Source organism: Methylorubrum populi (assembly GCF_002355515.1).
Taxonomy (GTDB): Bacteria; Pseudomonadota; Alphaproteobacteria; order Rhizobiales; family Beijerinckiaceae; genus Methylobacterium; species Methylobacterium populi_A.
Window position 1 is genome coordinate 893,193 of sequence record NZ_AP014809.1, and the last position, 25,159, is coordinate 918,351.

Annotated in this window: 24 protein-coding genes; 11 read left to right on the forward strand and 13 right to left on the reverse strand. The window is 69.4% G+C overall.

Annotated features, from left to right (window positions below; all coding sequences use genetic code 11):
- Nucleotides 1-194 precede the first annotated feature (194 nt).
- The 4 genes from MPPM_RS04120 to fliI all read right to left on the reverse strand — a co-directional run bounded on the left by MPPM_RS04120 (nt 195) and on the right by fliI (nt 4,213).
- Nucleotides 195-1,247 (reverse strand): lysylphosphatidylglycerol synthase domain-containing protein, encoded by a 1,053-nt coding sequence (locus MPPM_RS04120; protein WP_096483958.1) that lies wholly within the window; start codon nt 1,245-1,247, stop codon nt 195-197.
- A gap of 329 nt (nt 1,248-1,576) precedes the next feature.
- Complete coding sequence (locus tag MPPM_RS04125) at nt 1,577-2,104, reverse strand: hypothetical protein (protein WP_096483959.1); 528 nt, start codon at nt 2,102-2,104, stop codon at nt 1,577-1,579.
- 250 nt (nt 2,105-2,354) lie between these two features.
- Nucleotides 2,355-2,759 (reverse strand): flagellar export protein FliJ, encoded by a 405-nt coding sequence (gene fliJ, locus MPPM_RS04130; protein ID WP_012452679.1) that lies wholly within the window; start codon nt 2,757-2,759, stop codon nt 2,355-2,357.
- A 92-nt stretch (nt 2,760-2,851) separates the two neighbouring features.
- Entirely contained in the window at nt 2,852-4,213 is a 1,362-nt protein-coding gene (fliI, locus tag MPPM_RS04135; protein ID WP_096483960.1) for a flagellar protein export ATPase FliI, read from the reverse strand.
- A gap of 439 nt (nt 4,214-4,652) precedes the next feature.
- Between fliI and ctrA the strand changes: the two genes are divergently transcribed.
- Nucleotides 4,653-5,354: a response regulator transcription factor CtrA gene (gene ctrA / locus MPPM_RS04140; RefSeq protein WP_026105963.1), complete on the forward strand. Its 702-nt coding sequence runs from the start codon at nt 4,653-4,655 to the stop codon at nt 5,352-5,354.
- A 52-nt stretch (nt 5,355-5,406) separates the two neighbouring features.
- Here the strand turns inward: ctrA and MPPM_RS04145 are convergent, their stop codons facing one another.
- The 3 genes from MPPM_RS04145 to MPPM_RS04155 are packed head-to-tail and all read right to left on the reverse strand — an operon-like array spanning nt 5,407 to nt 6,875.
- Nucleotides 5,407-5,907 (reverse strand): hypothetical protein, encoded by a 501-nt coding sequence (locus MPPM_RS04145; protein WP_096483961.1) that lies wholly within the window; start codon nt 5,905-5,907, stop codon nt 5,407-5,409.
- 44 nt (nt 5,908-5,951) lie between these two features.
- Complete coding sequence (locus tag MPPM_RS04150; RefSeq protein WP_096483962.1) at nt 5,952-6,203, reverse strand: DUF3297 family protein; 252 nt, start codon at nt 6,201-6,203, stop codon at nt 5,952-5,954.
- 45 nt (nt 6,204-6,248) lie between these two features.
- The gene (locus MPPM_RS04155; RefSeq protein ID WP_096483963.1) at nt 6,249-6,875 is read right to left on the reverse strand and encodes a CatB-related O-acetyltransferase; all 627 of its coding nucleotides are present in this window, start codon (nt 6,873-6,875) and stop codon (nt 6,249-6,251) included.
- Between the two features lie 75 nt (nt 6,876-6,950).
- On the opposite strand from MPPM_RS04155, the gene MPPM_RS04160 reads away from it, so the two are divergent.
- Both MPPM_RS04160 and MPPM_RS04165 read left to right on the forward strand, forming a co-directional pair.
- Nucleotides 6,951-9,284 carry an NADP-dependent malic enzyme gene (locus MPPM_RS04160; RefSeq protein ID WP_096483964.1) on the forward strand — a complete coding sequence of 778 codons (2,334 nt, stop codon included), beginning with the start codon at nt 6,951-6,953 and terminating at the stop codon, nt 9,282-9,284.
- A 118-nt stretch (nt 9,285-9,402) separates the two neighbouring features.
- Nucleotides 9,403-10,842, forward strand: a complete 1,440-nt coding sequence (locus tag MPPM_RS04165) for an acetamidase/formamidase family protein (RefSeq protein ID WP_096483965.1) — start codon at nt 9,403-9,405, stop codon at nt 10,840-10,842.
- Nucleotides 10,843-11,016: 174 nt separating this feature from the next.
- Here the strand turns inward: MPPM_RS04165 and MPPM_RS04170 are convergent, their stop codons facing one another.
- The 6 genes from MPPM_RS04170 to MPPM_RS04195 form a co-directional block, all read right to left on the reverse strand.
- Complete coding sequence (locus MPPM_RS04170) at nt 11,017-11,196, reverse strand: hypothetical protein (RefSeq protein ID WP_096487713.1); 180 nt, start codon at nt 11,194-11,196, stop codon at nt 11,017-11,019.
- A gap of 69 nt (nt 11,197-11,265) precedes the next feature.
- Nucleotides 11,266-12,150 (reverse strand): hypothetical protein, encoded by an 885-nt coding sequence (locus tag MPPM_RS04175; RefSeq protein WP_096483966.1) that lies wholly within the window; start codon nt 12,148-12,150, stop codon nt 11,266-11,268.
- The gene (locus tag MPPM_RS04180; RefSeq protein ID WP_096483967.1) at nt 12,147-14,219 is read right to left on the reverse strand and encodes a glycosyltransferase; all 2,073 of its coding nucleotides are present in this window, start codon (nt 14,217-14,219) and stop codon (nt 12,147-12,149) included. The genes MPPM_RS04175 and MPPM_RS04180 overlap by 4 nt, the downstream gene beginning before the upstream one ends.
- A complete protein-coding gene (locus MPPM_RS04185) occupies nt 14,216-16,258 on the reverse strand; it encodes a glycosyltransferase (RefSeq protein WP_096483968.1) in 2,043 nt (680 codons plus the stop codon). Before MPPM_RS04185 ends, MPPM_RS04180 begins: the two co-directional genes overlap by 4 nt.
- A complete protein-coding gene (locus tag MPPM_RS04190) occupies nt 16,258-16,929 on the reverse strand; it encodes a hypothetical protein (RefSeq protein WP_244573466.1) in 672 nt (223 codons plus the stop codon). The genes MPPM_RS04185 and MPPM_RS04190 overlap by 1 nt, the downstream gene beginning before the upstream one ends.
- 214 nt (nt 16,930-17,143) lie before the next feature.
- Nucleotides 17,144-18,529 (reverse strand): dipeptidase, encoded by a 1,386-nt coding sequence (locus MPPM_RS04195; RefSeq protein WP_096483970.1) that lies wholly within the window; start codon nt 18,527-18,529, stop codon nt 17,144-17,146.
- Between the two features lie 330 nt (nt 18,530-18,859).
- Here MPPM_RS04195 and MPPM_RS04200 point away from each other — a divergent pair, with 330 nt between their 5' ends.
- The 8 genes from MPPM_RS04200 to MPPM_RS04235 all read left to right on the forward strand — a co-directional run bounded on the left by MPPM_RS04200 (nt 18,860) and on the right by MPPM_RS04235 (nt 25,097).
- Nucleotides 18,860-19,384, forward strand: coding sequence for a (2Fe-2S)-binding protein (locus MPPM_RS04200; RefSeq protein WP_096487714.1), 525 nt, complete (start codon nt 18,860-18,862; stop codon nt 19,382-19,384).
- The gene (locus tag MPPM_RS04205; protein ID WP_096483971.1) at nt 19,381-20,397 is read left to right on the forward strand and encodes an FAD binding domain-containing protein; all 1,017 of its coding nucleotides are present in this window, start codon (nt 19,381-19,383) and stop codon (nt 20,395-20,397) included. Before MPPM_RS04200 ends, MPPM_RS04205 begins: the two co-directional genes overlap by 4 nt.
- A gap of 10 nt (nt 20,398-20,407) precedes the next feature.
- A complete protein-coding gene (locus MPPM_RS04210; RefSeq protein WP_096483972.1) occupies nt 20,408-22,669 on the forward strand; it encodes a xanthine dehydrogenase family protein molybdopterin-binding subunit in 2,262 nt (753 codons plus the stop codon).
- Nucleotides 22,670-22,814: 145 nt separating this feature from the next.
- Nucleotides 22,815-23,183, forward strand: a complete 369-nt coding sequence (crcB, locus tag MPPM_RS04215; RefSeq protein ID WP_096483973.1) for a fluoride efflux transporter CrcB — start codon at nt 22,815-22,817, stop codon at nt 23,181-23,183.
- Nucleotides 23,184-23,193: 10 nt separating this feature from the next.
- Nucleotides 23,194-23,631 (forward strand): EamA family transporter, encoded by a 438-nt coding sequence (locus tag MPPM_RS04220; RefSeq protein ID WP_096483974.1) that lies wholly within the window; start codon nt 23,194-23,196, stop codon nt 23,629-23,631.
- Nucleotides 23,631-24,293 (forward strand): M15 family metallopeptidase, encoded by a 663-nt coding sequence (locus MPPM_RS04225; RefSeq protein WP_096487715.1) that lies wholly within the window; start codon nt 23,631-23,633, stop codon nt 24,291-24,293. Before MPPM_RS04220 ends, MPPM_RS04225 begins: the two co-directional genes overlap by 1 nt.
- Nucleotides 24,294-24,462: 169 nt before the next feature.
- Entirely contained in the window at nt 24,463-24,774 is a 312-nt protein-coding gene (locus MPPM_RS04230; protein ID WP_096483975.1) for a hypothetical protein, read from the forward strand.
- Nucleotides 24,771-25,097, forward strand: a complete 327-nt coding sequence (locus tag MPPM_RS04235; RefSeq protein WP_096483976.1) for a hypothetical protein — start codon at nt 24,771-24,773, stop codon at nt 25,095-25,097. Before MPPM_RS04230 ends, MPPM_RS04235 begins: the two co-directional genes overlap by 4 nt.
- Nucleotides 25,098-25,159: the final 62 nt, after the last annotated feature.

A 25,159-nucleotide genomic window follows, 5' to 3' on the forward strand; every position in this document is an offset into this window, starting at 1 on the left:
CGAGCGAAGCTTAACCGTTCCTGAAAGGCCGGCAAGTCCACGCGTCCCATTCGTCCACTGCGGCGACGTCACGTAAGGATCGGCACCCCGCTCGTCACTGCGACGAAGTGCCCACGGAACTCTCCGTATCGCACAACGTAGAGAGCGGCCGCCTCCCCGAGAGACGACCGCCGGAAGTCGCGCTGGGAGGCGGATCAGACCGCCTTCTTCTCCAACCGCTGCTCGATCACGTGGTTGTCGAGGCCCGGTGCGACCAGCGGCGGCTCCGGCGCTGCCTTGGTGTTCTTGCCCAGAGCATTCGAGAGCCGGGAGCGCTCGAAGAGAAGCACCACCACGATCGCGATCGCGAAGGGGATGAGAAGGTAGAACAGGCGGAAGATCAGTACGGCGGCGAGGACCGGGGCCTTCTCGGCATCGGTCTGAAGCTGCATGGCGGTGAAGAACACGAGTTCGAACACGCCGAGCCCACCCGGCGCGTGCGAGGCTAGCGCGACGGAGAACGAGGCCAGGAAGATGCCGAGAACGGCGATGAAGCCGGGATTCAACGCGTCCGGCAGGGCGAAGTAGATGATGCCGGCGGCCCCCAGCAGTTCGAGCGGCGCCGCGATGAGCTGGCGCACCATGATGCCAGGCCGAGGATACTCGATCTTGAAGTTGCGGATCGTCAGCGGGCGGAAGCGCAGCACCGAGCCGATGACGTAGAGCGCGACGAAGGCGAGCAGACCAAAACCGACCAGCCGCGAGGTGGCCGGGTTGGTGAGCGCGGCGGGGAGCAGGTTGTCGAGCCGCGCCAGCAGGCCCGGATCGTAGACCAGCACGAAGCCGCCGAGCAGGATCGTGCCGAGACCGAAGGTGAAGGAGCACAGCGCCACCAGCACCGCGACCTGCGCCGCCGACAGCCCCTTCGAGGTGTAGGCGCGGTAGCGGACCAGGGCGCCGGAGAACACAGAGGCGCCGATATTGTGGGAAAGCGCGTAAGTCGTGAAGGAACAGACCGAGACGAACAGCCAGGAGATGTGGCGCACGCCCAGATGCAGCAGCGCGATCCGGTCGTACCAGGCGAGCGCGGCGTAGGCGACGAGCGTGGAGAGGGCCGCGAGCAGGAAGTGGTGGATCGGGATGGCGGCGAAGGCCGCCTCGATGCTAGCCCAGGATAGGGTCTTCAACTCGCCCCAGAGCAGGTAGCAGGACCCCACCACCGCGGCGAGGCCGACCAGCCCCCAGAAGATTTCACTGACTTTTTTCATGGATGCCGGCCGCCTCCTCGGGAGCGGTCTCTCCTGCGCCACGGCCGCACGCATCGCAAGCGGAACCGGGGCGACCGTCTCGATGCAACCGGGTCTTGCCCCCCGATCATGACGGTTTCATGCCGAGAAGGGGCGGTCACGGAGGATTATGCGCAGCCCAACATCGTGTCGATCGCAAACAACAACTTACAGGGGAAACAGATGAAACGGCGCTGCGCAGGCGCGCGGTGCGGGGGCGGCTGCCGAAACATGGCCTCGACCCCGATCCCATGTCGGCCGGCGCACCTTCGCGGACCGGGGTCCGACCCTCGTGAGTGGGCCGTCAGGCGCTAAGGCGCGACCTGCTGGATGTAGACGGGGTTGGCCCGACCCGCGTCCGGGGCACTCACTCGGTCCCGGCTTCCGGACCGTCCCCTGTTCGAGCCGGGGATCGGTCCCGCAGCTTCGATCAGCCCCTCGTCGGTGATGAGACTCGGTCGAAGCGCACCGGCACGCGGACCCGGCGCGAGGCGCTGGCCCTCGTAGAGATTGATGCAATCGCGCAGAGCGATCGGATCCCGGATGAAAGTGCAATCATTCACATTCGGGACGGGGGCCGCCCCGTTCGGGGTCACGAGGTTCTGGGCAACGACGACCCGCGAACCGGGCGCTGCGCCGAAGACATCGACCCGATAGCCCATGCCGTCCGGCGTGATCACGTTCCGGGTTGTGGCCGTCGAGGTCACGTCGCCCGCAGCGGACACGGTCGCGCGCGAGCCGCTGCCGTCCAGCGGGATGATGGTCTGCGAAAACGCGGCCGTGGGAGCGACACCGGCGAAGAGAGCCGCGAGCAGGATCCTGGTTCCGGACTGCAGCATGCCGCACCTATGAAGAAGCCGAGCGCGCGCGAAGGCGGCCCGATGCCGACGACATAGGTTAGAACTTGGCCTCCGCTTCGTGGTTCCCGGAGCGCCCACTCGGCGGGCGCCCAGACGAAGTCATCGACGGCCGTCGAGGCGCGCTCCGCAGCGGGCGTCCGATCCGGCCGACATCCGGGCTCGCGATCGAAGCCATTCACGGGCTCGCAGCCCGCGATGCCTTCACCGACTTGGCCGCAATCGCGCCCGCTCAGGCGCGGGCGCGCAGCCCGATTGCGTCCATCTCCGCCTGCTCACGGGCAGCCTCGGCCGCGCGCTCGGCGGAGCGCTCGCGATCCTCGAGGATCTCGACCTTCTTCAGCTCCTCGAACGCCTCGCCGAGTTCGGCCTTGGCCTCGGCAAGCTGCCCCTCAAGAGCGGCGGCGGACTGGCGCATGTTGTCCCGGCGGCCGGTCGCGGCGCGGGCATAGGTCGGGTAGGCGAAATGGGCGGGATCCGAGATCCCGGCACGGGCCTCTTCCTGCGCGACCTCGCGGTCGAGCTCGGCCGCCATGCGGTTGAAGTCGGCCATCATCATTTCGATCTGGGCGACCCGGCGGCGCTTCTCGTCCACCTGGAACCGACGCAGCCGGATCAGCGTGTCACGCGATTTCATGTCGGGCCATCCACTCCACGCTACGCTGGAAAGCGGCCCGATCGGCGCCGCGATCCTTCCGGACCGTGACCCGACGCGCTTTCGAAGCCGCCTCACCCGCCGCCGACGATGGCGGCCAACCGGGCGTAACCCTCGCCGATGGAGGTTGCTTCTTCCTTACCCTGCCCCAGAAAAGCCGTCAGATCGGGCATCAAAGCCACCGCCTCGTCCACCTCCGGCGACGATCCGGCCCGGTAGGCGCCGAGCCGGATCAATTCCTCCATGTCGGCATAAGTCGCGAGCACCTTCCTCGCCCGGCGAACCGTCGGGAGGTGGGCCGGGTCGCAGGCCCGCGGCATGGTGCGCGAGACCGAGCGCAGCACGTTGATCGCCGGGTAGCGCCCCTGCTCGGCGATGCGCCGCTCCATGACGATATGGCCGTCGAGGATGCCGCGCACGGCGTCCGCCACCGGTTCGTTGTGGTCGTCGCCCTCGACCAGAACGGTGAACAGCCCGGAGATCGCCCCCTCCCCCACGCCGGGCCCGGCCCGTTCGAGGAGGCGCGGCAATTCGGAGAAGACGGTGGGCGTGTAGCCCTTGGCGGTCGGCGGCTCGCCGCCGGCCAGCCCGATATCGCGTTGCGCCATGGCGAAGCGCGTGATCGAGTCGATCATGCACAGCACCTGCGCCCCCTGATCGCGAAAATACTCGGCGATCGCCAGCGTCACGTAGGCCGCGTTGCGGCGCATCAGCACCGGCTCGTCGGAGGTCGCCACCACCACCACCGAGCGGGCAAGCCCGGCCGCGCCGAGATCGTCCTGCAGGAATTCCTGCACCTCGCGGCCGCGCTCGCCCACGAGGCCGATCACCGCCACGTCGGCGGCGGTGTAGCGGGCGAGCATCGACAGCAGCACCGACTTGCCGACGCCGGAGCCGGCGAAGATGCCCATGCGCTGCCCACGGCACATGGTGAGAAAGGTGTTGATGCAGCGCACCCCGAGATCGAGCGGCGGTCCGACCCGCCTGCGTCCGTGGGCCGGCGGCGGATCGGCGCGCAGGGGATAGATCGCGGGTCCCTGCGCCAAAGGGCCGAGCCCGTCGATCGGGCGCCCGAGGGCGTCGACCGTGCGCCCGAGCCACGCATCGGAGGGACGGATGGCGCCTGCTGCCTCGTCGCGCACCAGGGCCGGACAGCCGCGGCGCACACCTTCCAGGGAGCCGAACGGCATGGCGAGCGCGCGGTCGCCGGCAAAGCCGATCACCTCGCACGGCACGGTCGCTGTCGCTGTCGCTGCCCCGCCGCTTTCCACCACAACATCGATGCGACCGCCGAGCCGCATGGCGGAGACCGGCCCGGCCACCTCGACCAGAAGGCCCCGGATCGCCGTCACCCGGCCGAAGGTCTCCAGGGTCTCGACGGTCGAGAGCGCGGCGAGCGCCGTCGCCAATCCTCCGGAGCCGCGCTCCTGCGTCATGGGCCCTCGATCCCGTTAACCGCCATCCGTCACCGAACCGGCCGATGTCTTAACACCGCGGGACCTCCCGCCAAGGCTTCGCGTCACCGCCTCGCCGCCGCCACCGCCGGTCCCGGCGAAATGAAAAGGCGACGAATGGTCTCCGTCTCCTTTCGGCAACAGGCCTGCCAACACCAGGGAATTGAAGGGGTTAGCCAGCGAGGCTGATTTTCCGCCTCGGGAAAGCCCCTGCTGATGGAGAACAGATCGCCAACCGTGGTGAGAATCGGTGCCGGACTCGAAAGAGACAGCCCTTGCAAGCGGGATTCGGCTTTTGTTAACGGTTAAGGAATAGCGTTTCGAAAGTGGGAATGAGGGAGCGTCCGCCGGGGCCGTCGGCGGACGACCGGCGGCGGCTTGTCTCAAGCGCCCCGAAACGGCCTGTCCGGTGGGGATCACGATGCGCGTACTTCTGATCGAGGACGACAGCGCCACGGCGCAGAGCATCGAATTGATGCTCAAGTCCGAGAACTTCAACACCTACACGACGGACCTCGGCGAAGAGGGCGTCGATCTCGGCAAGCTCTACGATTACGACATCATCCTTCTGGATCTGAACCTTCCCGACATGTCGGGCTACGAGGTGCTGCGCTCGCTCCGCGTCGCCAAGGTGAAGACCCCGATCCTGATCCTGTCGGGCATGGCCGGCATCGAGGACAAGGTGAAGGGCCTCGGCTTCGGCGCCGACGACTACCTCACCAAACCGTTCCACAAGGACGAACTGGTGGCGCGCATCCACGCCATCGTGCGCCGCTCGAAGGGCCACGCCCAATCGGTCATCACCACCGGCGACCTGATCGTGAACCTCGACCAGAAGACTGTCGAAGTGTCGGGCTCCCGCGTCCACCTCACCGGCAAGGAGTACCAGATGCTGGAACTCCTCTCCCTGCGGAAGGGCACCACGCTCACCAAGGAGATGTTCCTCAACCATCTCTACGGCGGCATGGACGAGCCGGAACTGAAGATCATCGACGTGTTCATCTGCAAGCTGCGCAAGAAGCTCGCGAACGCCTCCGAGGGCAAGAACTACATCGAGACCGTGTGGGGCCGCGGCTACGTGCTGCGCGAGCCGCTCGAGGGCGAGGACCGCATGGCGGTCTGATCCGCTCGGGTCTGACCACTCACGAACCCCGCTCCGGCGGGGTTCTCTCGTTTCAGCGTCCGACGATCCGGGGCGCGAGAGTCTCGACGAGGGTTCGGGCGTTGCGCGAGGCCGTGGCCTCCTCGCTGGCGAGCGAGCGGATCGTCAAGAGATCGCCGTCGCGCAGGACGACCGCCGTCGCGCCCGACATCGCGCCCATCCGGTAGAGGCTGATCCAGCCGACCGCCGGCGCGACGGACAATCCGGTCAGGCGGCATTCCGGATTGCGTTGCCGGCAGAGCGCCTCCAGGCGGGCGATGGGCGTCGCTCCCGAACGCACGCGCTCTTCGGTGCCGTCGGCTTGGCGGCCGAGCAGCACGTCAATCATCGGAGCGCCCTCGCATTCGGGGCACATCAGCGTCAGCCGGGCCGCCTCGGCCCGCGCCGCGTACCGGCCTCCCAGCACCGCCTTCGCATCCGCGGCGAGCGTGCCGAGGTCACGGACGGCGAACCCCTCGGCGCCGGCCGGCAAGGGGGCGAGGCCGAGGAGGAGGGCAAAGGCGACTCTTCGCATTCCGGCCCCTTTCTGACCTCGTTCCGAGAGCCCGATCCGTCCGGTCAGGCCTCGGCCGGCTCCTCGCGGAAATACGGTTCGACGGCGCCCTTGAGCTTGACCGTCATCGGGTTGCCTGCCCGGTCGAGCGCCTTGCCGGCCGACAGCCGGACCCAGCCCTCGCTGACGCAGTATTCCTCGACATTGGTCTTCTCGACGCCCTTGAAGCGGATGCCGACGCCGCGGGCGAGGACCGCCTCGTCGTAGAAGGGGCTGTTCGGGTTCACCGAGAGGCGGTCGGGGGGCGTGTCGGACATCGGTCGTGACTTCCTGGCAATCCTGCTGTCGCTCTTGCGGGCCGGTTACGGCAATCGGGGCGGTCCCGCAACGGCGCGCTCGGCCCTCACCGCGGCGATCAGTTCCTCGACCCGGCCGCTCTGGAGCAGCGGGATCAAGCGCGTCACCGCCTCGTGCGGACACTCCCACCACGCCGCCTCGACGAGCGCCGCGGCGGTGGCCTCGTCGAAGCGGCGGCGCACGATCCGGGCCGGATTGCCGGCCACCACGGCGTAGGGCGGCACGTCGCGGGTGACGACGGCGTGGGCGGCCACCACCGCCCCATGCCCCACGGTGATCCCCGACAGGATCATGCAGCCCGATCCGAGCCAGACGTCGTGGCCGATGGTCACGTCGCCGCGTGAGGCGTGGTAATCCTGCGGTGCCTCCGCACGCGGCCAGAGCCCGGACATCGCCGCGAACGGATAGGTCGAGACCCAATCCAGGCGGTGATCGCCGCCGAGCAGAATCTCGACCCGGTCGGCGATGGAACAATACCGGCCGATCGTCAGCCGACGCCCCGATTCCGGGAAGCGCACCTTCGGTCGCCCGTAAGAATATGCGCCGATTGAAAAATTCCAGCGCCGCGACAGCTTTTCGAGATGAAGTCGCGTCTCGTTGTGCGGGTTGCGCCCCCGCTTCAGCCGTTGCAACAGATGCCTCAACAGCGCCCCCCGAACGACGAGGGTGCGGGCGCGCAAAAACGAGCGGAAGAGGACGGCATCGCCATGGCCGACAATATGTCCGAGGATCTGAAGTCCGGGGCGCTCGTCTACCATCGACTGCCGAAACCCGGAAAGCTCGAGATCCAGGCCACCAAGCCGCTCGGAAACCAGCGCGACCTCGCCCTCGCCTATTCCCCCGGCGTCGCCGCCGCCTGCATGGCGATCCACGACGACCCGCAGGAGGCCGCCACCCTCACCATCCGCCAGAATCTCGTCGCCGTGCTCTCGAACGGCACCGCGGTCCTCGGTCTCGGCGATATCGGCCCGCTCGCATCGAAGCCGGTGATGGAGGGCAAGGCGGTCCTGTTCAAGAAGTTCGCCGGGATCGACGTGTTCGACGTCGAGGTGAATGAGAAGGACGTCGACAAGCTCGTCGACGTGGTCTGCTCGCTGGAGCCGACCTTCGGCGGCATCAACCTCGAGGACATCAAGGCGCCCGAGTGCTTCGAGGTCGAGGAGCGCTGCCGGGAGCGGATGAACATTCCGGTCTTCCACGACGACCAGCACGGCACGGCGATCATCGTCGCGGCGGCCGTCCTCAACGCCCTGGAACTCGCCGGCAAGCAGCTCTCCGACGCCAAGATCGTCACCTCGGGCGCGGGAGCGGCGGCGCTCGCCTGTCTCAACCTGCTGGTCTCCCTCGGCGCCCAGCGCGAGAACATCACGGTCACCGACATCAAGGGCGTGGTCTACAAGGGCCGGTCCGAGTTGATGGACCGGTGGAAGGAGGTCTACGCGCAGGAGACGCAGGCGCGCACCCTGGCCGAGGTGATCCCCGGCGCCGACGTCTTCATCGGCCTCTCGGCCGGCGGCGTGCTCAAGCCCGAATATCTCGAGAAGATGGCCGAGAAGCCGCTGATCATGGCGCTCGCCAATCCGTATCCCGAGATCATGCCGGACCTCGCCCAGGAGCGGCGGCCCGACGCGATGATCTGCACCGGGCGCTCGGATTTCCCCAACCAGGTCAACAACGTTCTCTGCTTCCCCTACATCTTCCGCGGCGCCCTCGATGTCGGCGCGCACGCGATCAACGAGGAGATGAAGAAGGCGGCGGTGAAGGCGATCGCCGCGTTGGCCCGCGAGGCGCCCTCCGACGTCGTGGCCCGCGCCTATGGCGGCGAGGCCCGGCCGTTCGGGCCCCACTCGCTGATCCCGAGCCCATTCGATCCCCGGCTGATCCTGCGCATCGCGCCCGCGGTGGCCAAGGCGGCGATGGATTCGGGCGTCGCAGGGCGGCCGGTCGAGAACATCCAGGCCTACGCGGAATCGCTCGACCGGTTCGTGCACCGCTCCGGTTTCATCATGAAGCCGATCTTCTCCAAGGCGAAGGACAACCCCAAGCGCGTCATCTACGCCGAGGGCGAGGACGAGCGGGTGCTGCGCGCGGCCCAGGTCGTCGTCGAGGACAAGGTGGCCCGCCCCATCCTGGTCGGTCGTCCGCGGGTGATCGAGACCCGCATTAAGCGCTTCGGCCTCGACCTTCGCCACGGCGAGCATTTCGACCTGATCGACCCGGAAGACGATCCGCGCTACCGCGCCTATGTCTCGACCTACCTTGAGGTCGCCGGGCGGCGCGGCATCACGCCGGATCTCGCCCGGACGCTGGTGCGCACCAACAGCACGGTGATCGGCGCCCTGGCCGTGCGCCGCGGCGAGGCCGATGCCCTGATCTGCGGCCTGGAGGGCCGGTTCGAGACCCGGCTCCGGGTCATCCGCGACATCATCGGGCTCTCGCCGGATCTCCTCGATTTCGCCGCGATGAGCCTGATCGTCACGAAGAAGGGCGCCTACTTCCTGGCCGACACGCATGTGCGCCAGAATCCGAGCGCGGAGGAGATCGCCGACGTCGCCATCGCCTGCGCCGGCCATGTCGGCCGCTTCGGCCTCACCCCGAAGATCGCTCTCCTGAGCCACTCCGATTTCGGTCAGTCGGACTCGGACTCGGCCAAGAAGATGCGTCGCGCCCTCGAACTGATCCAGGCCCGCGCGCCGGACGTCCAGGCCGACGGCGAGATGCAGGCGGATTCGGCCCTGTCCGAACTCGTGCGCGACCGGGTTCTGCCGGGCTCGAACTGGAAGGGCGCGGCCAACATCCTCGTCTTCCCGAACCTGGATGCGGCCAACATCGCCTTCCAATTCGCCAAGGTGCTCGCCGACGCCCTGCCGGTCGGTCCCCTGCTGATCGGACCGGCCAAGCCGGCGCACATCCTCACGCCCTCCGTGACGGCGCGCGGCATCGTCAACGTCACCGCCGCCGCGGTGGTGGAAGCTCAAGCCGGAGCCGAGCAGGACACCGCGCCGGAGGCCGAACCGGGCGTCGGGCCCGTCTCGGAGTAGCGGCGTCCGAAGCAGCCTCCGGTGCCTTGAGCCCCGCTTCCCGATCCGGGTAGGGGGGCTCAAGCTTGGCTGTGATTTTGCATTCAGGTTCGGGCGTTGAACACGCTTGGAGTCTGCAATGTGCCTTGGTGACGATCCGACCTGTGCCGCCTTTGCCGAACATCGGCTGCGCTACCGGCGCGACATGGAGCCGGAGCGGCGCGCCTTCCTGAAGAGCGGCTTCGTCGCCACCGGCGGGGCCGCGGCCCTGGCTGCGGGCGGGCTGACCCTGGTGAGCCCGGCGCTGGCGCAGAGCAGCGCGGGCCGGCTGAAGCAGACGGCGCATTACCACCTGCCGGCCAATGCCGAGACCGTCCACTGGGGCTACTTCTCGAAGAACCTGAAGCCTCAGGTCGAGATCGACTCGGGCGATTTCGTCACCATCGAGACCCTGACCCACCACGCCAACGACGATGCCGAGCGCATGGTGACGGGTGATCCCGGCGCCGAGAGCGTGTTCCTCTGGACCAAGGAGCGGAAGGGCGTCGCCCGCCGCGGCGCGGGGCCGGAGGATTCCAAGCTCGGCCCCGGGGGCGGGCTCGGCGTCCATATCTGCACCGGCCCGGTGGCGATCCGCGGGGCGGAGCCGGGCGACGTGCTGGAGGTGCGCATCCTCGACGTGGCACCGCGCCCCTCCGCCAACCCGAAGTTCAGAGGCCGGACCTTCGGCAGCAACGCCGCGGCGTGGTGGGGCTACCACTACAACGACATGCTGGAGGGAAAGAAGCGCGAGGTCGTCACGATCTACGAGGTCGATGCCAGCGGCGAGCGCGACTGGGCCAAGGCCGTCTACAGCTTCCCCTGGCCCGGCGTGACCGATCCGGACGGACGTGACCACCCGACGATCGATTATCCCGGCCTGCCGGTCGATCACACCAAAACCAAGCGCCGCTTCGACGTGCTGAAGGGCATCCGCGTGCCGATCCGCCCGCATTTCGGCACGATGGGTCTGGCGCCGTCCGAGGCCGACATGGTGAACTCGATCCCGCCGAGCTACACCGGCGGCAACATCGACAACTGGCGCATCGGCAAGGGCGCGACGCTGTACTACCCGGTCGCGGTGCCGGGCGCGCTGTTCTCCGTGGGCGACCCCCATGCGAGCCAGGGCGATTCGGAGCTGTGCGGCACGGCGATCGAGTGTTCGCTCACCGGCACCTTCCAGTTCATCCTGCACAAGCGGGCGGATCTCGCCGGCACCTCGCTCGAGGCCCTCGACTTTCCGATGATCGAGACGAGCGAGGACTGGGTGCTCTCGGGTTTCAGCTACCCGAACTACCTCAAGGATCTCGGGCCGGACGCGCAGAACGCGATCTTCCAGAAATCCTCCATCGATCTCGCCATGCGCGACGCCTTCCGCAAGATGCGTCAGTTCCTGATGCAAGCGAAGGGGCTGACCGAGGACGAGGCGATCTCGCTGATGTCGGTGGCGGTGGATTTCGGCATCACCCAGGTGGTCGACGGCAACTGGGGCGTCCACGCCATCGTCAAGAAGGCGATCTTTTCGGAGCGCGGTGTCTAACGACGTCGAGCGGCCGATCCTCCAACCTGCCGCCCGCATCCTGAGGTGCCGCGAAAGCGACCTCGAAGGATCCTCCAGATGCCGCGCAAGCCCTGGAAGATCCTTCGAGGCTCCGCTTCGCTGCGCACCTCAGGACGAGGCCATGGGTGGGAAGACCCAGGGGCTGAGCCTCGATCACAACTGCCGGATCTTCTCCTCGATCCGCTTGGCCTCCGCCTCGTCAACCTGCACGGGCCGCCCGCTATCGTCCGGGATGCCCTCGCCGGTCTGGCCGATGGTGGTGTCGCGCGGCCTCGAATTGGTCCCGGTCGAGTCGGGGCGCTCCTCGCGCGTCTCGCGGTCGTCGGTGCTCATGGCGGCGATCCTGCTGGTGCTCTTCACCCGAGGAACCCCCGTCGCCGCCTCCGTTTCCCCGAATGCGGGTCAGGCTGCCGGCCACCCCTCCCCTTTCGCGAGACGCCGCGCGGAGAAATGGCCGCCGGGGAACACCGCCGCGACGCCGGGCCGCTTGAGGCGCAGATCCCATGCCCGCAGCTCGGCGTAGCGCAGGTGCAGCGCCCGGCCGTCGCCCGAGCGGGTGACGAAGCAGCGCTCGAAGGCGAAGAGTTGCGTCGGCATCGGCGGGTGCGGACCGGCGCCGGTGTCGATCTCCAGCGCCACGGCCTCCTGTCCCCCTGTCTCGAAGGCGCGGAACGCGTCGAGCAGGGCGTCGTACTCGACACCGTCGACGCAGAGCTGGAGGCAGAAGCGCGGGGCGAACTCGGCCTTGCGGTCGAGGGGGCTCTCCCGCAGCAGCGTCAGGGCGAAGCGCCCGCCCTCCGTCTCGGGCAGGGTGAGGATGTGGTCCTCCGCCACGCCGTCGAGCGCCCGCAGCCGGTCGGGCTCGATCGGCGAGGGCGCGGCCTCGCGCCCCTCCGCTCGGCCGTCGGTGCGAAAATGCAGCAGCGGGTTGATCCCGGCCGCGACCACATCCGGGTAGCGGGCGAGATAGAGGCTGGTGCTGAAGGCGGGGCTCGGGTCGAGCCCCTGCAGCGCACCGACCCGCAGGTAGTGGCGGACCGGATCGAGCCGGGTGCGGCCGCTCTGGCGGCGGTAAAAGGCGGTGTCGAAATCGGCATTCGGATTGCGGTCCCGGCGGGCGCCGAACCACGCGTAGTGCAGGAACGGGTCGAGGCCGCTGCGCGCCACGCCCGGATTGCGCTCACGGTAGTACGCGGCGTCGAACAGCTTCGGCACGCGGCCAACCACGGCGCGGCGCAGGAGCCCGGTGGTGAGGCCGACAAAGCGGGCGACGGGAGAGGCGCTCATGCGACGACCTGCGCCTCGCACAAAGCCCGGATCGCCGCGGCGAAGGCCTCGGCGTCGCAATCCTCGGCGATCCTCCGCCTCCCTTCGTCCCGGACGCGATCCCACAGGGCGGCGTCCTCGTGGAGCGCCACCAGCGCCTCGGCAAAGGGTTTTGGATCGCGCCAGTCGCGGACGAGGAAACCGGCGCCGTCCTCCCAGCCGATCTGATCGGCGAGGATCGGCGTGATGACGCAGGGCAGCCCCCGTGCCACCGCCTCGTGGACCTTGTGCGGGATGCCGGCGGCGAAGCGCGTCGGCGCCAGGAAGACCCGGGCGGCGTCGAGGAACGGCTCGGTCCGCGGCACCCGGCCGGTCACCGCCACGCCCGGCTGCCCCGCGTAGCGCTCCCGGATTTCCGGTGCGATCCCGCCGACAATCGTCAGCGCCGCCTCCGGCAGCGCGGCGCGCACGAGGGGCCAGACATTCTCGAAAAACCAATCGAGGGAATCGACGTTGGGCTGGCCCTCGCGGGCGAGCGCGCCGACGAAGACGAAACCGGACCGCGCGGAAATGCCCGGCGTCGGCGCCTCGGGCGGAGCCAGGGCGTGGCCGAGCACGGTGGCGTTGCAGGCGCTGTATCGGGCGAGCACCCGCGCCTCGGCCGGCGAGACGCAGACCACGGCGTCGGCGAGGCCGAACAGGCGCGTCTCACGCTCGGCCTGCCACGCCAAGTCGGCGGCGACCGCGCTCCCGGAGGTCGCGGCTCCAGTAACGAAGTCGCGCAGCGCGAACAGGGCTTCGGAGTCGAAGATCACTTTCGATCGCACGAAGCCCCGCGGGTCGAGCCCGGCGGCGTGGAGCGCCTGGGTGACGAACAGGATGTTGTGCGGCCGGCTGACCCAGAGCACGTCGAAATGGTCGCGCCGCTCGGCGATCAGGCGGGCGAAACCGTCGTCGCCGCTGGCATAGGCGATCTCGATGCGCTCATCGAGATCGCGGTAGCGCTGCGCCTCCTCCGCATCCGCCTCGTAGTTCGGGAAGAAGGTCACCGCGTAGCCGAGGCGCGCCATGGCGTTGAGGATGGCGTTGGCCCGCGGCAGGCCGGCGCCGAGATCGAGATGCGGCACCCGGTCGTCAACGTAGAGCACGCGCAGGCGCCAGGGATCGTGATCGAGGAAGCCGCCCCGCGGCTGCGGCCCCTGCTCGAACAGGCTCGCCCGATGACGGTCAAGGAAGTGGGCGCGGTTGCGATCGAGCAGCGCCTCGACCTCCTCGCGGCGGGCGCTGGTGGCATTCTCGTAGTGGATCGCGGTGGCCCGCGGCTGCACGATGACGCGACGCCCGGCCTGATGGCAGCGCAGGCACAGGTCGGTGTCCTCGAAATAGGCCGGGGCGAAGAGCGGATCGAAGCCGCCGAGACTTTCGAACAGGGTCCGCTCGATCATCAGCACGGCGCCCGAGACGTAGCCGACATCGCGGGTCGCGGCATGTTCGGGGGCGAAGGGGTCGGCGTTGCCGCGGCCGAACGGATGGGTGAGCTGCGCGTCGTCGCGGAAGCCCGCGCCGGATTCCTGCAGCACGCCGCCGGGGAAGACGAGGCGGGCGCCGACGATGCCGGTGCCTTCGTGATCGCGGAAGGCTGCGACCATCGCCGCCAGCGCGCCGGGCAGGAGATCGACATCGGGATTGAGGAACAGGATGTAGCGCCCCCGGGCCCTCGCCGCGCCCGCGTTGCAGGCGGGCCCGAAGCCGGCGTTGGTAGCGTTCTCGATCAGCGTCACACCGTCGAGATGCCGGTAGAGCGCGCGGGTCTCCGGTGCCGAGGCGTTGTCGACCAGCACGACCTCGAAGCTCACGCCCGCCAGAACCTGGCCCGCGCAGAGGCGGGTCAGGGTGAGGGCCAGGAGGTGGCGCGCATCGTGGGCGACGATGACGATGGAGACGTCCGGCTCGGGATGGGGCGCGAAGGCGAGACGCACGCCGTTGCGCTGAATCGCGTCGAAGATCAGCGCGGCCTCGGCCAGCGCGGCGCGGCGGCCGGTGCCGGGATCGACGGTATCGAGAAGGCGAACGGCGGGAGTCTCGCTCATGGCTCGGTCACGGGTTGGGCCGCGTCCTCCGGCAGGATGATCCGGCCGATCCCGTCATCGGTGAGGAACAGGAGCTGCCCGGCCGTCGGGGGCGTCGCCTCCGCGCGCAAGGACAGGCTCACCGGCAGCGGTGCGGGCAGGCGCCCGGTCCGGTCGGCATAGGCCGATGCCACGCGGCGGTGGAGCGGCGTAACTCGCTCCAGGCGCAGTTCGCAGGCGCCCTCACCTCCGATCAGGAAGGCGGCCGCCGGATGGGTGCCGTTGACGAGCACACCGGGCAACAGGGTCTCGATCTCGATGCGATCCCTCGCGCAGCCGACGACATGCCCTTCCGTCTCCCAATCCGCCTGGACGCGGACGAACGCGCGGGCAAGCGCCCCGCGCGCGGCCGGCGGCAGGGTTCGGTCGCGCACCCATTCGGGCGCGAGGGAGAGGTCGAGGGCGCCGAGATCGGGGGGATCACCGAGGGCGGACGCCTCCGCACGGGCGAACCAGCGCTGCCTCAGCGGGGTGTAGACCGCCGCCGTGCCGTGGCCGGGACGCCGCTCGGTGGCGACCAGCACGCCGAGATCGGGGTCAGCGGCGGGCAGGGAGCGGGCGGAGGTTTCGCAGGTGAGCAGGAGGCCGCCGCCTCGGAAAACGTTCGCTTCGTCCGCCTCCGGATCTGGGGCCCCTCTCCCCGCACGCGGGGAGAGGGCTCTGCCGACCTCGTCGTCGGCAGAGCGAGCCGGCAGGCGATGGTGAGGGGGCTTAGCCGGAGGAGCCTCATTCCGAGCCGCCCCCTCACCATCGCTACCGCTCGTCGCGACGACGACAAGATCGTCGCGACCCTCTCCCCGCGCGCGGGGAGAGGGGGACGTGCGTTCGCGTTCGTGCTCTTCCAGAAGCTCAATTAGCTCCGCCTCCGCCGCCAAGGCCGTCTCGGCGTAGCGGTTGAACAGCGCCTCGCTCGCTTGCGTCAGCCGCGCCAGGGCCTCGGCATCATGGGCGACCGTGAGCACCGCCGCCTTCACCGCCTCCACGTCGCGGCAGCGATGGGCCGGCTCGACCGGCTCGAAGCCTTCGAGACCGATCTCGGTGCCGATCACCGGCCGACCGAAGGACAGCGCCTCGCCGACCTTCATCTTCAGCCCCGAGCCCATCAGCATCGGCGCCACGACGACATCGGCCTGCGCGTAGAAATCCTCGAGCCGGTCGAGATAGCCGAGCAGCCGCACACCCGGCCCCTCGACGCCGGGCAGGCTGCGGCAGATCTCGCCGGCGATGACGAGTTCGGGCCGATCCGGCGTCCAGCCCTCGCGCCAGACGCGGATGAAGCGGCCGATGGAGAACAGGTTCGGATCGTTGCCGTGGCCGAGGAAGCCGATGCGTGCCACCCGCTCCGGTACCGTGAAGGTCGTCTGCGCGGGAAAATGCGGCGGCAGCAGCAGGACGCGGCTCTCGGTCAGACCCGCGAAATATCCGGCTTCCGCCGCCTGGATCGCCAATACGATGTCGGCTCGTGACAGCCCCGCCGCCTCGCCGGGTGCGTCGGTGTAGAAGAAATTCGGCTCGGCGCGGAACGGCCGGTACTGTGTCTGGCGGCCGGCGAAGCGGTCGTGGGTGTCGATCAGCTTCAAGACGCCCGGCGGCACCCGCTCCAGAGCGCGCGAGAGGAAGACGTAGTTCAGAAGAACGGCGCCGGTCGCCGGATAGGCAGAAAAATACCACGCGACGAAGTCGCCAACCTCGTCGGGACACCATTCGTCGATGCCGAACGCGTTGGAACGCGTCTTGAGCGGGATCACCGTCCGCGCCTCGATCAGGAAGACGTGTCTGAACGTCCGCTCCATCGCCGAAAGATCGGTCGGCGGGTGCTGGCCGAAGCGGCGGTAGATCTGATCCTCGTGGGCGTAATAGGCGAGATCGATGGCGAAGCCGCCGCGGGTCAGCGCCTCGCAGGTGGCGGCGAGCCGGCGCCGGTTGCCGGCGCTCACCGGCGCCGCCGGCATCGGCGCGAGGACGAGGATCGTGGGCTTTTCCGCGGGGTCGGACGACATCACGAAGTCCTTGTCGTCAGCGCCGTGAAGCCGTGGGCGTAGAGCGCGAAGGAGCGCTCGGGCAGGCCCGCGGGCGCCGCGCCCCAGACGGGTTCCAGCGTGAGGTGCTGGCGCGGGTGCCCCGCAAAGCGGAGGGCCGACCGGGTGACCCGGGCGCAGCCCCAGCCCGCGCCGGTCCGGAACAGCAGGCCGAGCGGAATCGCTGTGCCGCCGAGCGACCAGCCGCCGGCCTCGTCGGCGAGGTCCGGTGCATCGTCGGCGACCGGCAGCGCAGCGACCGATCTCTCGACGAGGCCGAACAGCGCTCCGAGCGTCCCAAGGCCGGAGGTGCCGGCGGAGAGCAAGGCCCGCGCGAGCAGCGCCCGCTCGGCCGCGCTCAGGGCGTCGGCCGGCGCGGGTTCGGGCCGCAAGGCGAGATCGCGGAAATGCGTGGCGACGCTCACGCCGCCGCGCAGGGCGGCACCGTCGGCTTCGAGCGCCAGCAGGCAGACAGGCCCGTCCGCAGCGTCCGCGTCGAGGCCGGCGAGGGCCCAGGTCACCAGCCGTACGCCCTCGGGCGACGCGACATGGAGCGGGATCGGCAGCGAGGGCGGCAGGGGGAAGCGCAGCAGATAGGCGCCGGGCGCGGCCTCCACGAGCTGCCCGGAGACGGGCGCCGTCTCTTCTCTCATCGGCCGGGAAACGGCAGCGCCGCTCATACCGTCACGCCATCCGCGGCACTGCTCTCCGGGCTTCCCGCCCACAGCCTCATCCTGAGGTGCCGCGAAGCGACCTCGAAGGATCCTCCAGGGATCGCGCGGGATCTGGAGAGTCCTTCGAGGCCCGCTGACGCGGACACCTCAGGATGAGGACAGAGGTTGGGAATCGTCCCATTCATCGGCGCGCTTACGCCTGCGCCAGCGCCGAGAGGATCCGCGCCCAGGAGCGCGTGCCCTTGTGGAAGCTCGTCAGCTCGTACTTCTCGTTGGGCGAATGGATGCGGTCGTCGTCGAGGCCGAAGCCGATCAGCAGGGTGTCGAGGCCGAGGATGCGCTTGAAGTCGCCGACGATCGGGATCGAGCCGCCAGCGCCCACCGCCACCGCCGCGCGGCCCCACTCGGCCGAGAGGGCCGCCTGCGCGGCAGCGAGCTGCGGCATGTCGTAGGGCAGAGCCACCGCCCGCGAGCCCTTGTAGCAGATCACCTCCACCGAGCAGTCGGCGGGCACGCGCTCGCGCACGAAGGCCTCGAAGGTCTTCGAGAGCTGCTCCGGGTCCTGGTCGTCGACGAGGCGGAACGAGACCTTCGCGGAGGCCTGGGACGCGATGACGGTCTTGGTCCCCTCGCCCGTATAGCCGCCGATGATGCCGTTCACGTCGCAGGCCGGGCGCGACTGGATCAACTCGATCGGCAGGCGCCCGCGCTCGCCCGCCGGCTCCTTCAGGCCGATCGGGCCGAGAAACTTCTCCGCGGTGAGACCGAGCCCGCGCCACTGCTCCAGCAGCTCGGGCGGCGGTTCGCGCACGCCGTCGTAGAAGCCCGGCAGGGTCACGCGGCCCTCCGCGTCGTGCAGGTCGGCGATGATCCGCGACAGGACGTGGATCGGGTTGGCCGCGGCGCCGCCGAAGAAGCCGGAATGGAGGTCGCGGTCGGCGCAGGTGACCTTCACCTCGTAATAGGCAAGGCCACGCAGGGAGGTGGTGATCTGCGGCGTCTCACGATCCCACATGCCGGTGTCGCAGACGAGCACCACGTCGGCCTTCAGCCGGTCGCGGTTGGCCTCGACCCATTCCGGCAGACCCTGCGAGCCGTTCTCCTCGGCGCCCTCGATCAGAATGGTGACGCCGACCGGCAGGTCGCCGTTCATGGCGAGATGCGCCCGGCAGGCCTCGACGAAGGTCATCACCTGACCCTTGTCGTCCGAGGCGCCGCGGGCGACGATCCGCTTCGTGCCCTCCGTCTCCTCGATGCGCGGCTCGAAGGGCGGCGTCTTCCAGAGGTTTTCCGGATCGACCGGCTGCACGTCGTAATGGCCGTAGAACAGCACGTGCGGCGCCCCCGGCTTCGGGCGGTGCGCCAGCACCACGGGATGGAGCGAGGTCTCCTCCACGCTGGTCTCGAAGCCGAGCGCGGTCAGGTTTCCCTGGAGCCACTGCGCCGCCTCGCGGCAATGGCCGGCATAGGCCGAGTCGGTCGAGATCGAGGGGATGCGCAGCCACGCGAACAGCCGCTCCAGGCTGTTGTCCAGATCGCGATCGATGTCGTTGAGGACGGGGTCGAGTGCGTCGGCCATGGCGGCTCCTCGAAATCGGCTCGAAGTCGGCGTGCGGCGCAAGCGTTAGCCGAGCTTCTCGCCCCGCGTAACCCCGCCTGCTCTTCCCGCCTTGCCCTTCGCGCCTGCTCGAGCGGGAAGCGCCCCCGAACCTCGCCGGCCCGTGATGGGGATGGTCCGTCCGCTTCACGGGCTGAGCGGAACAGGGCCACCTTGGAATGGTTATCGACACGACCCGGCGCGGGCGCTCACGCCCGCGCCCTTTCAAGGCGCGCTCCCTGTTCGGCCTCGCGAAGCCTCTCGCCTCGCGGTTCGTCCGTGTCGGGCGCGCACCTCATCACGGATGCAACCATGCTCATCGACAGCGGTTCGCCCGGAGCCGTCGGGACAATCGGCATCACACTCACCATCAACGGCGAGCGGCGCGAGCTTCAGGTGGCGCCCTGGACCACGCTGCTCGACCTCCTGCGCGAGCGCCTCGACCTCACCGGCACCAAGAAGGGCTGCGACCACGGCCAGTGCGGCGCCTGCACCGTGCTGGTGAACGGCACGCGCATCAATTCCTGCCTGACCCTCGCCGTGATGAAGGACGGCGCCGAGATCACCACCGTCGAGGGTCTCGCCGGCCTCGCCCAGCGCGAGGGCAAGAACAGCCTTCACCCGATCCAGGAAGCTTTCGTCGAGCACGACGCCTTCCAGTGCGGCTACTGCACCCCGGGCCAGCTCTGCTCCTCGGTCGGCCTGATGAACGAGGGCCACGCCAAGACCCGCGACGAGATCCGCGAGGCGATGAGCGGCAATATCTGCCGCTGCGGCGCCTACACCAACATCGTCGATGCCATCGAAGAGGTGATGCAGCAGGGAGACGCCCGATGAACCGCTTCGATTACGTCCGCCCCAGCACGGTGGCGGAGGCGGTGCAGGCGCTGGGCAGCGACCCGGCGGCCCGCTTAATCGCCGGCGGCACCAACCTCATCGACCTGATGAAGTACGATGTCGAGCGGCCGGGCAAGCTCATCGACATCACCCGCCTGCCGCTGGACCAGATCGAGGAGCATGACGGGGGTCTGCGTATCGGCGCGCTCGTGACCAACGCGACGCTGGCCTACGACGCCCGCATCCGCGAGCGCTACCCGCTGCTGGCGGACGCAATCCTGGCCGGCGCCTCGGCGCAGCTGCGCAACGCGGCCTCCACCGGCGGCAACCTGCTGCAGCGTACCCGCTGCTACTACTTCTACGATACGGCCACGCCCTGCAACAAGCGCGAGCCCGGCACCGGCTGCTCGGCGATCGGCGGCGTCGACCGCATCAACGCGATCCTGGGCACCAGCGAGCACTGCATCGCCACCCACCCCTCCGACATGTGCGTGGCGCTGGCCGCGCTGGAGGCGGTCGTGCAGGTGAGCGGGCCGCAGGGCGACCGGTCGATCCCGTTCGCCGAGTTCCACCGCCTGCCGGGTGACAATCCGGCCAAGGACACCAACCTTGCGCCCGGCGAGATCATCCTCGCCATCGATCTGCCGGCGAAGGGCTTTGTCGGCGGCCACCACACCTACCTCAAGCTGCGCGACCGGCTCTCCTACGCCTTCGCGCTGGTCTCGGTCGCCGCCGCCCTCGAACTCGACGGGCAGACCATCCGCACCGCGCGCCTCGCGCTCGGCGGCGTCGCCCACAAGCCCTGGCGCAACACGGACGCCGAGGCCCTGCTGCAGGGCAAGCCCGCGACCCGTGAGAGCTTTAGGGCCGCCGCCGACCTGATTCTGCGCGAGGCCAAGCCGCAATCGACCAACGGCTTCAAGATCGAACTGGCGCGCCGCGCCATCGTCCGCGGCCTGGAGCAGGCTGCCGCCGGCACGCCCCAGTCCCAGTCCGACAAGCGCATCCAGTAAGGAGCCGTCCATGACCGTCCAGATCAGCTCGGCGGCCGGCCGTGACCGGTTCGTCGGCAGCGCCGTCAGCCGCGTCGACGGCCCGGCCAAGGTCACCGGCCTCGCCAAATATGCCGGCGAGTTCGCCGCGCCCGACCTCGCCTACGGCGTGGTCGTGTCGAGCGCCATCGCCAAGGGCAGCATCCGGGGCATCGACGCCTCCGCCGCGGAGGCGGTGCCCGGCGTCATCAAGGTGATCACCCACGAGAACCGCCCGGCCACCTCCGACAACCCGGAGGATTACCAGGACGCGGTGGCGCCCCCCGGCGCCCCGTTCCAGGCGCTGGCGACCAACCGGATCGTCTTCTCCGGCCAGCCGGTGGCCCTCGTCGTGGCCGAGGATTTCGAGACGGCACGCTACGCCGCCTCCCTGGTGCGGGTCGATTACGGGGTCGTGGCCCCGCGCACCGACCTCGCGGCGCAGGCGCCCGAGGCCTACGATCCGCCGATGAAGCGGGCCGGCATCAAGCCGCCGCCGGAGCCGTGGGGCGACGCCGAGACGGCGTTCGACGCGTCCGAGATCCGCGTCCGGGGCGAGTACCGGCTGGCCGACGAGCACCACAACCCGATGGAGCCGCACGCCTCCACCGTCGTGGTGGAGAAGGACGGCACCTACACGGTCTACGACAAGATCCAGGGCGTCTCGAACACCCACGACTACATCGCCAGCGCCTTCGGCCTGAAGCCGGAGCAGGTGCGAGTGCTGAACCCCTATCTCGGCGGCGGCTTCGGCTCGGGCCTGCGCCCGCAATACCAGCTCTTCCTGGCGATGCTGGCGGCCAAGGATCTCGGCCGCTCGGTGCGGGTGACGCTGTCGCGGGACCAGATGTGGTCCTTCACCTACCGCTCGGAGGCGCTCCAGACCGTGTCGCTCGGCGCTGACCGCTCGGGCAAACTCACCGCGCTCAAGCACGACGCGGTGCAGGGCACCTCGGCTTACGAGGATTACCAGGAGGTCGTCGTCAACTGGTCGGGCGTGCTCTACGAGTGCGACAACGTCAAGCTCACCTACAGTCTGGCCAAGCTCGACACTCCGACGCCGGGCGACATGCGCGCGCCGGGTGCCGTGACCGGCGTCTACGCCATCGAGACGGCGATGGACGAGCTGGCCTACGCCACCGGCCAGGACCCGATCGAACTGCGCCTGAAGAACTACACCGAGAGCGATCCGACCGAGGAGAAGCCGTTCGGCTCCAAGGCGCTCAAGGACTGCTTCCGCCAGGGCGCCGAGCGCTTCGGCTGGAGCCGGCGCAACCCGCAGCCGCGCTCCATGCGCGAGGGCCGCGAACTCGTCGGCTGGGGCATGGCGACCGGCATCTGGGAATCGATGATGATGCAGTCGAGCGCCCACGCGGTGCTCACCGCCGACGGCCGGCTCGAGGTCGGCAACCAGACGGGCGATCTCGGCACCGGCACCTACACGATCCTGACCCAGATCGCCGCCGACACGCTGGGCCTGCCCCTCGATCACGTCACGACCAAGCTCGGCGACACCACGCTCGCCAAGGCCCCCGTGGCGGGTGGCTCGTGGACGGCGGCGTCCTCAGGCACCGCCGTGATGAAGGCTTGCCGCGACATCGCCGAGCAGGCGTTCAAGTTGGCCCGCGGCATGGAGAACTCACCGCTGGCCAATGCCGATTTCGAGCGCGTCGTCTTCTCCAACGGCCGCATCGAGGTGGCGGGCGATCCCGCCAAGAGCGTGGCTCTGGTCGATGTGCTGAAGGCGACGGGCACCGAGCGGCTGGAAGCGACGGGTGAGGCCGCTCCGGACAAGGATTTTGCGAAAGAATACGAGGCCTACACCCATTCGGCGATCTTCGCGGAGGTGAAGATCGACGAGGAACTGGGCCAAGTGCGCTGCACCCGCGTGGTCTCGGCCATCGCGGCGGGCAAGATCCTCAACCTGAAGACGGCCCGCAGCCAGATCCTCGGCGGCATCGTCATGGGCGTCGGCTCGGCGCTGCACGAGGAATCGATGCTCGACCACCGCATCGGCCGGTTCATGAACCACAATCTCGGCGAGTACCACGTGCCGGTGAACGCCGACATCCACGACATCGACGTGATCTTCGTGGACGAGGAGGACAAGGCGAACCCACTCGGCGTGAAGGGTCTCGGCGAGATCGGCATCGTCGGCGTGGCCGCCGCGATCTCGAACGCGGTGTTCCACGCCACCGGCAAGCGCATCCGCCACCTGCCGATCACCCCGGACAAGATCGTCGGCGAGAGCTGAACCCCGTCTCCGTCCTGAACCGAGGGGTCCGCCGGCCGCACAGAGCCGGCGGGCTTCTTTTTTGGGCTTGGCCATTTCTCGCCCCGATGCGCTAGACCTTGAAGCAAGCCCGCGCCGTGGCCGCGCCCATCCCGAGCCCCAAGCCTTGAACACGCTCCTCGTCTTCCTCGGTGCCGGCCTCGGCGGCGTGCTGCGTCACGGGGTCAACCTCGCGGCCGCGCGGCTCGGATCGACCTTCCCGTGGGGCACGCTCGGCATCAACATCGCCGGCTCGGTGCTGATGGGGATCGTCACCGGATGGCTCGCGCTGCGCGGCGGCCCGCCCCAGGCGCGGCTGTTCGTGGCGACCGGGATCCTGGGCGGCTTCACCACCTTCTCGACCTTCTCGCTGGAAGCCTTCACCCTGATGGAGCGCGGCGATGGGCTGGCGGCGCTGGCCTATGTGCTGGTCTCCGTTCTGGCGGGAATCGGCGGGCTGGCCCTGGCGCTGATCGTGATGCGGCAAGTGCTGTAGGGAGGTTCCGGTGGGTGACCTGCTCCTGTCGTGGCGCTTCTGGGCCCTGCTCTCCGCCGGATTCGCCGCTGCCACCGCGATCCTCGCCAAGGTCGGGATCGACGGCGTCGCGCCGGATGTGGCGACCTTCATCCGGACGCTCGTCATCGTGGTGCTCGCCGGCGCCATCGTCGCCGCCGCGGGGCAGGTGCCGGATCTCGCCCGCGTATCCGGTCGAAACCTCGTCTTCCTGATCCTCTCGGGGCTCGCGACCGGCGCCTCCTGGCTCTGCTACTTCCGGGCGCTCGCCCTGGGCGATGCCGGCCGGGTCGCGCCTCTCGACAAGCTGAGCGTCGTGCTGGTGGCCGTGTTCGGCGTCCTCTTCCTCGGCGAGCGCCTCGCGCCGCATCACTGGGCCGGCGTCGGGCTGATCGCGGCCGGCGCGGGGCTGCTGGCATGGCGCGGCTGATGCGCACAATCCTGACGGGCCTCGCCCTCGCCGCGACCCAGCCCGCCGGGGCGGCGACCGGACCTTTCGTCGATGCGGGCGGCGTCGTGCCGGGTCTCGTCCTCGACATGCGCTATGCCGGCTCCGACAACTTCGTCGGCCGTCCCATCGCCGGCTACGAGGCGCCGCGCTGCCTGCTGACGCCGCAAGCAGCTCGCGCGCTGGCGGCGGTCCAGGCATCGCTGGCGCCCGAGGGGCTCGGCCTCAAGGTGTTCGACTGCTACCGTCCCCGCCGGGCGGTCGCCGATTTTGCCGCCTGGGCGCGCGACCCCGCCGACACCCGCATGAAGGCCGCCTACTACCCGCGGACCGACAAGGCGGATCTCTTCCGCCTCGGCTACATCGCCGAGCGCTCCTCGCATTCCCGCGGCTCGACCGTGGACCTGACGCTGGTGCACCGCGCCGACGGCTCCGAACTCGACATGGGCACCCCGTTCGACCTGTTCGACGAGGCTTCGGCGACGGATTTTTCCGGCCTCGCCCCGGCGCAAGCCCGCAATCGCCGTCGCCTGCGCGACGCGATGATTCGCGCCGGCTTCGTCCCCTACGCCCAGGAATGGTGGCACTTCACCCTCCGAGTCGAACCCTTCCCCGACACATCGTTCGACCAACCGGTTCGGTGATCGACCTGCCCCGGTCGGGCCAAACCGAGACGGGACGGGAGCTTTTCCCGAACCGATCGAATTATTCCAAATCGATACTGCAGCAACTCGAAAGACGGATGATTTAAAGTATTTCCAATGTTTCGAAGATCTCTTGCGTAAGATCTATAGTCAGAGCCATGGTAATCCCATGGCACACATTCTCCCATTCCCGAACGCTTCCCAGGCCACCCCGTGGCTCTCGCCGGGCGATAGGCTGCCGGCCGCCCACATCCGCACCCGCAGACCCGCGGGGTGGCTCGGCACCCTCGAAAACCTGCTCGAATCGGTGCGTCTCGCGTGGTGGGACGGCTCCGCCCTCGGCCTGAGCCGAGGCGGCCTCGAAGCGCTGGTCGGGTTGGAGCCCGGCGACGCGACGCCGCCGCGGCTGGTGCCCGTCGAGGCCCGGGCAGGGGGGCGGACAGCGAGGAGGGCGGAGATGCGGGCCGGAGCGCAGGCATGAGCGCCGGTCTCGTCACATCCCCGCCCGACGCGGCGGAGCGGCACGCGCAGGGGCTGTTGGAGCGCGCGCTCACGGTCGCCTTCTGGCAGGCGCTTCAGCGGGAGCCGATGCACGTCATGGCCGCGCTGGAGACGGCGGCGCGCACCGTCGGCACGCTCTACCGGCAGGTGGCCGCCGCGCACGGTCCCGATGGACATTGCACCTGCGGCTGGGAGCCCGACCCGGAAGCCGACCTCATCGTTCTGGAGGCGATGCTGGCCGCCGCCCTGTCGCATCCGGCCCAGCGCGACCTCGCCGACATGGTGCCGGTCGGGCGGGCCTGAGCCGTCGGGCCGGGATCAGCCGATCCTGTGACGGACCCTGAGGAGCGGTTCCGAGCGGAGCC